Here is a 6,000-nt window from a genome sequence, read left to right on the forward strand (position 1 = left end):
CTCGCCCCCAACCTAAAATGACCATAACTCAGCTCTAAAGGGCTCAACCTTAACCTACCCAAGTCCGTCAACCCGGTTCAATCCCTTGAGAAAATCCTCTCAGGAAAAGCTTTAGGAAACATTCAGAGAGCGGCCCACGTTCCTAAAGGCAGCTTGCACCTGAGGCCAGCGGGATTCTTGGGTAGAGGCCGTCAGCGTATAGAGGCGATGGTGCCGAACGGTTACCGTCACCACCTCATGACGAAGCTGGGATCCCATATCGGTTTGGTATTCCAGCAGGTAATAGGGGTGCTCCTGCCGCTCAAAGGCTTCGGCAGACAACAGCTTGGCCGAGCGACCGGATCCCTCAGGAGCAATGATCTTCTCCGCCACCAACTGCCCCACCTCATCCGGGCTGCCCAAATCGGCAATCGTCTCCCCCTTGTCAAACGGGGCGATCATCAGGCTGACGTTCTCGGTCTCGTACACCAGGTCGCGCAGGAGTACCACCGGCCCTTTCCCCGGCCCAAGATTGACCGCCACCATGCCGTTGGGGTAAGCAAAAGCAAAGGCTCCGCTGGGATCCCTGTAGGCTCGCAGGTTAGAGCCTGCGGAACAGGCACCGACCACCAAGCTGAGGCAGACACAGAGCAGCAACAGCGCTCTAGACAGCCACGGGCTGGTTGCGTAAGTGGGCCACAGGCCTGATCGGGCAGAATGCGCGCCTCGTGCTGCTGACATTGCTGGGATCCTCTCCTCAGATGGGTTGCCTATTGTTCCTTTATCATCCTAGTACGAGCGCACTCCCTCTAGCCCGTTGACCGTCAATTCCCAACGGAAAACTCCCCCTGCAACTTAGCAGCGGGGTTGCCGACGTGGGTTGAAAAGCGAGGGATCCCCAAGCTTGGAAGCAACTGCCGCTATTGGGGGAGCCGCTTCTCGAAATCCAGATCCGGTAGCGGCAGGTTGGCCTGGGCACCTCCTTGGCCGGTGAGCATTGCCAAGCGGCGGGAGATTTCATCGTCCATGGCCATTTCATCCAATTGGGCAGCAATCTGCTCGCTGCGATCTTCCGAGAGCTCGCTCATGGCTCGGGATCTGAGCTGGCGAGCCTGGATAGCATTCTTCGCCGCCTCAAATTGGGACTTGGCCGAGTCGATGTTGTAGGAATTGTTGACGCGGGCCATCTGCTCCAGAGCTTGGTTCACCTCGTTGATGTCTTTGAGGTTGCTCAGCTCGCTCTTGTAAGCGGCCAATCGCTCTTTCTCGCGGGCCAGCTTTTGCTTGGCGGCGTTGACGTAGCGCTCGGCAGTTTCCACGTTCTCCTTAAGGGGGCCGAGAATGGCCTCAATTTGCAGCGCTTGGGACATAGCCAGGCGGGCAGCCTCTTGATCGCCCCGTTGGGCGGCCAGGCGAGCCTTGTTCTCCAGGGCCTGGTACTCCCGCACCTTTTGCATGTACTTTTGTTCAGCCCGCTGATAGGCAGCCACTTGGGTGGCAACGGCTTCCGTGAGACGCTGAACCGTCTCCTGCATGGTGCGTAGGGATTCTTCCGCCACCATCACCGCTCCTGTGCCGCCTTTCTCCACCGGGATCCCCCACAGCCAGTTCCAAGTTCCGACGATGACGCTGCCGGCCCGTTGCCCAAAAATGCCGTAGATGATCTTGCGTGCGCCCATGGCTTGACTCTCCTGCCTACGCGTGCCTCTACTGTATTTAATTTCTCCCCAACTGGAAAGATCTCAGGGATCCGGCAAGTGGACAAATTCAAATCCCCGCTTCTTCAAAGTTGGGATCAACTGCCGCGTCACCTCAGCCACTTGGGCTCCTCCTTGTACCCCATCGTGCAGCACGATTAAGGAGCCAGGCCGCACCTGGGCCAGCACCCGCTCCACCACCACCGATACCGGTGGGATCAGCCAATCCTCAGGCACCACGCTCCACATCACCGGACAAAAGCCCCAACGGCGCAAATCCGCAAGCGTCTGCGGCCAAAACAAGCCATTAGGCGGGCGCACAGCCCGATAATCGTCAGGGATCCCGCCACAGGCAGCCACGAGGGTGGTTTGGCTGCGCTTCAGGCTCTGATAAAGCTCTCCAGGGGCAAGCTGGGTGAAGGAGCGATGCTGCCAGCCGTGAAGGCCAATGCGGTGGCCTTGTTGGCGGATCTGACGAGCCAGGTGGGGCCAGCGCTGCACCCGTTCTCCCAACACAAAAAACGTGGCCGGCACCTGAAAATCCATCAAAACCTGCAACAAAGCAGGGGTGTACTCAGGGTGAGGGCCATCGTCAAACGTCAGGGCCACCCGCTGGGTACAGGGATCTGCCGGCAACTCCCACAGGCCGTCGGGAAAGAGGGTCTTGAGGCCCCAATGCAGGGGTGGGTAGAGAGATGGGGGCAGGATTTGCTGAGAAGAGAAGAGCATTGTGGCAGGCTGTATTTTGTCCAGAACCAGAGGGCAATGCTTTGGGTGATCAACTGGGTAACAAATTTAGGTATTGCCGATTGAGCCAACCAACTGAAAAAATGGGCATGAGCATTGTAGCCCGCAAAACGGAAATCAGGGTTGGCGGGCCCGTCGATGGGCTTTTGGATCTCGTCCTAGCCAGTTGTGATTACAGATTGTGCCTACAGATTGTGATTACAGAAGTTGCCATTGGGTGTCGGCAGCAGCCCGCCGCTCGAGTTCTTGAGACGGATGTGGGATCCCTTCTGCCCATAGCCCAGATCCGATAGGCTAGATTCACCCTCAAGGTATCAGCTGATGGCTTGGCAAACTCCAACACTGCTGCTGGTGGATGGTCACTCTCTGGCCTATCGCTCCTTCTACGCCTTTGCCTACAGCCGCGAGGGGGGGTTGCGCACTTCCACTGGGATCCCCACCAGCGTCAGCTTTGGCTTTTTGAAATCGCTGTTAGAAGTCTTGGACAAATACACCCCTACCCATGTAGCCGTTGCCTTTGATACACGGCAGCCCACTTTTCGCCACGAGGCCGACGAAACCTACAAATCAGGCCGCCCGGAAACGCCACCGGAGTTTATCGAAGATGTGGAGAACCTGAAGCAGGTGTTGACGGCACTACGCATCCCGATTTTGGTGGTGCCTGGTTTTGAAGCCGATGACATTTTGGGCACCCTCAGTAGGCTAGCCCCCCAAGATTATCGGGTGCAGATCTTAAGTGGCGATCAAGATCTGTTCCAGTTGATCGATACCGATGGAAGAGTTCGGGTTTTGCACCTCAACAGCAAAGATCGCATCAGCGAGTTTGGCCCCGAACAAGTGAAAGAAAAATTGGGCATCTGGCCTTGGCAGGTGGTGGATTATAAGGCCCTCTGTGGTGACCCTTCTGACAACATTCCCGGGGTGAAAGGGATCGGCCCCAAGCGAGCTGTGGAGCTGCTGGAGCGCTACGGCAGTTTGGATGAAATTTTCGACCACCTGGACGAGATCCAAGGAAAAGTCCAGCAATACCTCAAAGAAGGGATCCCGGCGGCCCATCACTCGCAATTTATGGCTCGGATCAAATGCGACGTTCCTCTTTCTCCCGACTGGGAGAGCATGAAATTAACCGGGTTTGATCAAGCAGAATTGCTGCCGCTGCTGGAAAAATTGGAGTTTCACAGCTTCATCGCCCAAGTGCGCAAAATACAAACGGCTTTGGGGGGGATCCCAACCGAGGCAGAGGTGGTTGGCGCTTTTAATCCCACCGGGGATCCCGCAAACGCTCCTGACGAAGCCCTGTGGTTTGATTTTGCCGTGGATCCCGTCCCTTCTCTGCCGGCGGTGCGCATCATCGATACGCCGGAGCAACTGGAGCTGTTGCGGCAAGAGCTGTTGGCCTGCCCAGGAATTGTAGCTTGGGATACCGAAACTACCAGCCTAGATCCACGGGATGCCCAATTGGTGGGGATCGGCTGTTGTTGGTCAGAGGGAGATATCGCCTACTTGCCCATCGGCCACCGCCAGGGATCCAATCTGGATTGGGAGCTGGTGAAACAAAGCCTGCAGCCCCTCTGGGAAGATCCCAACCGACCCAAAAGCCTACAAAACTGTAAGTACGACCTGAGCATTTTCCGCGCCCACGGGATCCGCCTGCAAGGGATCCAGTTTGATCCCATGTTGGCCAGCTACGTTTTGGATCCAGAAGCCAGCCACAACTTGGCCGATTTGGCAGCTACCCATTTGGGTTTGCCAACCACCAGCTACAAAAAGTTGCTGGGCAAGGAACAGTCCATTGCCGATATCCCGATTTCCAGAGTTGCAGAATACTGCGGAACTGATGCCTATTGTGCCTATCGTCTGGTGCCAATCCTCACCGAAAAGCTGCAGAAAACCGATCCACGCCTGTGGGATCTTTTTATTCAAGTCGAGCTGCCCTTGGCCCAAGTTTTGGAAGAGATGGAGTGGATCGGCATTCGCGTTGATACCGAGTTTCTGAGGCAATTTTCCCAAGAGCTGGAACAAGAGCTGCAAAGTTTGGAGCAGAAAGCTTATGCCCAGGCTGGAGAAACCTTTAACCTCAATTCTCCCAAGCAACTGGGATCCCTGCTCTTTGAAAAGCTGAAATTGGACATTCGCAAAACCCGCAAAACGGCTACTGGCTATTCCACTGATGCCTCAGTTTTAGAAAAGCTAGAGGGGGATCATCCTCTCATCGAAACCATCGTGCAATACCGCACCTTGGCCAAGCTGAAATCGACCTATGTGGATGCTCTGCCTGCCCTGGTAAGAAGCGATACCGGCAGAGTCCACACCGACTTTAACCAAACCGTTACTGCCACCGGCAGGCTCAGCTCCTCAAACCCCAACTTGCAAAATATTCCCATTCGCACCGAGTTCAGTCGCCGGATTCGACAAGCTTTTATTCCCCAAGAGGGATGGCTATTGGCGGCAGCAGATTACTCTCAAATTGAGCTGCGTATTTTGGCCCATCTCAGCCAAGAACCTGCCCTGGTGGAAGGTTTTCGCTCAGGAGAAGATGTGCACACCCTAACCGCCCGCCTGCTCCTGGAAAAACAAGAAATAACCAGCGAAGAACGTCGCCTGGCCAAGACGATTAACTATGGGGTGATCTACGGCATGGGAGCGCAGCGCTTTGCCCGCACTGCGGGGGTTTCTTTGTCGGAAGCCAAGCAATTTTTACAGCGATTTAACGAGCGCTACGCCGGCATTTTTGCCTATCTGCGCTCCACTGAAGCCTTTGTGGAAAAGCATGGCTATGTGGAAACGATCTTGGGTCGCCGTCGCTATTTTCCCAATTTGTCTCGTCTGACAGGCCATCGCAAACAAGCGGAATTGCGGGCAGCTGTGAATGCTCCCATTCAGGGATCCGCCTCGGACATTATCAAAGTAGCAATGGTGCGCCTGCGGCAAAAGCTGCAGAACTTTCGTTCCCGCTTGCTCCTGCAAGTGCATGATGAGCTGGTGTTTGAGGTGGATCCCTCGGAATGGCAGGCCCTAAAACCGCTGATCCAAAGGGAAATGGAAGGAGCAGTGCCCCTCTCCATACCGCTGGTGGTGGATATCCAAATTGGCCACAATTGGAAGGAAGCCAACTAGACCATGGGAGGCAGAAAACCCCAGGTTTGCAAGGAAAGGGATCCCAACCGCACGGAAATGTTAGTGTGTGTAAAAGCGTTTGTTACTTTACTTATGACTGTTGAGATTTACACCTGGCGTTTTTGTCCCTTTTGCATCCGGGCTAAGCAACTGCTGGATCGCAAAGGCGTGAAGTATATCGAGTACGCCATCGATGGAGACGAGGCAGCACGGGCGGAAATGGCCAAGCGGGCCAACGGCCGCCGTTCGGTGCCGCAAATTTTCATCAACGACCAGCATATCGGCGGCTGCGACGATCTTTACGCGCTAGAGGCTCGCGGCCAGTTGGATCTGCTCCTACAGCAGGCCAGCTAAGCCTCAACTGTATCTGATACATTTACGCTGAACACTGCTGAACATCACTGTTCAACTATGCAGCGATAGCATTCTGTTTGTTTCCATTCGCGTTAGCGGGACGGAG

6 protein-coding genes are annotated in these 6,000 nt (G+C 55.4%); 3 read left to right on the forward strand and 3 right to left on the reverse strand.

What is annotated here, in order from left to right:
• Nucleotides 1-111 precede the first annotated feature (111 nt).
• The 3 genes from psbP to ACVWZU_RS11035 form a co-directional block, all read right to left on the reverse strand.
• The gene (gene psbP, locus ACVWZU_RS11025) at nt 112-636 is read right to left on the reverse strand and encodes a photosystem II reaction center PsbP (RefSeq protein WP_414329451.1); all 525 of its coding nucleotides are present in this window, start codon (nt 634-636) and stop codon (nt 112-114) included.
• Nucleotides 637-899: 263 nt separating this feature from the next.
• Nucleotides 900-1,658 (reverse strand): PspA/IM30 family protein, encoded by a 759-nt coding sequence (locus tag ACVWZU_RS11030; RefSeq protein WP_414400768.1) that lies wholly within the window; start codon nt 1,656-1,658, stop codon nt 900-902.
• A 63-nt stretch (nt 1,659-1,721) separates the two neighbouring features.
• Nucleotides 1,722-2,405 carry a polysaccharide deacetylase family protein gene (locus ACVWZU_RS11035; protein ID WP_457444894.1) on the reverse strand — a complete coding sequence of 228 codons (684 nt, stop codon included), beginning with the start codon at nt 2,403-2,405 and terminating at the stop codon, nt 1,722-1,724.
• A gap of 80 nt (nt 2,406-2,485) precedes the next feature.
• Here ACVWZU_RS11035 and ACVWZU_RS11040 point away from each other — a divergent pair, with 80 nt between their 5' ends.
• The 3 genes from ACVWZU_RS11040 to grxC all read left to right on the forward strand — a co-directional run bounded on the left by ACVWZU_RS11040 (nt 2,486) and on the right by grxC (nt 5,894).
• A complete protein-coding gene (locus ACVWZU_RS11040) occupies nt 2,486-2,716 on the forward strand; it encodes a hypothetical protein (protein WP_414400770.1) in 231 nt (76 codons plus the stop codon).
• 28 nt (nt 2,717-2,744) lie between these two features.
• A complete protein-coding gene (polA, locus tag ACVWZU_RS11045; protein WP_457444896.1) occupies nt 2,745-5,540 on the forward strand; it encodes a DNA polymerase I in 2,796 nt (931 codons plus the stop codon).
• Nucleotides 5,541-5,633: 93 nt separating this feature from the next.
• Nucleotides 5,634-5,894, forward strand: coding sequence for a glutaredoxin 3 (grxC, locus tag ACVWZU_RS11050; protein ID WP_011431797.1), 261 nt, complete (start codon nt 5,634-5,636; stop codon nt 5,892-5,894).
• The last annotated feature ends 106 nt before the right edge of the window (nt 5,895-6,000 follow it).

This window comes from Thermostichus sp. MS-CIW-26 (assembly GCF_054059115.1).

Excerpts from the sequence above, each read along its gene's own strand:
- ACVWZU_RS11030 (WP_414400768.1), bottom strand. The coding sequence starts at position 1,658 with ATGGGCGCACGCAAGATCATCTACGGCATTTTTGGGCAACGGGCCGGC.
- ACVWZU_RS11035 (WP_457444894.1), bottom strand. The coding sequence starts at position 2,405 with ATGCTCTTCTCTTCTCAGCAAATCCTGCCCCCATCTCTCTACCCACCC.
- polA (WP_457444896.1), top strand. The coding sequence starts at position 2,745 with ATGGCTTGGCAAACTCCAACACTGCTGCTGGTGGATGGTCACTCTCTG.
- grxC (WP_011431797.1), top strand. The coding sequence starts at position 5,634 with ATGACTGTTGAGATTTACACCTGGCGTTTTTGTCCCTTTTGCATCCGG.